General features: G+C 24.4%; 1 protein-coding gene. It reads right to left on the bottom strand.

Annotated features, from left to right (window positions below; translation table 11 throughout):
• The coding region (locus HMPREF2881_RS00865) for a hypothetical protein (protein ID WP_070653594.1) at positions 1-211 on the bottom strand (211 nt) is incomplete at its 3' end.
• Positions 212-303 lie beyond the last annotated feature (92 nt).

The following is a 303-nucleotide window of genomic DNA, read 5'->3' as shown; positions in this document are numbered from 1 at the left end:
TATCTTTATTAAATTCTTCAATGACTTTATCCATGATTTTATACAATTCATCACTAGAGTTGATCATATTTAAATTAAGTTCATTTAAAAAATAACCACCAATTTTATTAGATAGTTGTGCTTCTTGTTGTTTCTTTTGTTCTTTCAGTTGTTCAATTTGTTGTTCTAATTGACTTAATTTTGTAATATCTGTTTGTTTAATTTTAGACATTAAAAAACTCCCTTAATTTATCTATATAAAGCATATCATAATTCATTGGGTAAGTCGCACATTCATGGTATAATATAACCAGTTCTTAAGAC

The organism is Staphylococcus sp. HMSC057A08 (assembly GCF_001812925.1).
Taxonomy (GTDB): Bacteria; Bacillota; Bacilli; order Staphylococcales; family Staphylococcaceae; genus Staphylococcus; species Staphylococcus hominis.
The sequence above is the reverse complement of the archived record's forward strand: the minus strand, read 5'-3'. Positions and strand labels throughout refer to the sequence as shown.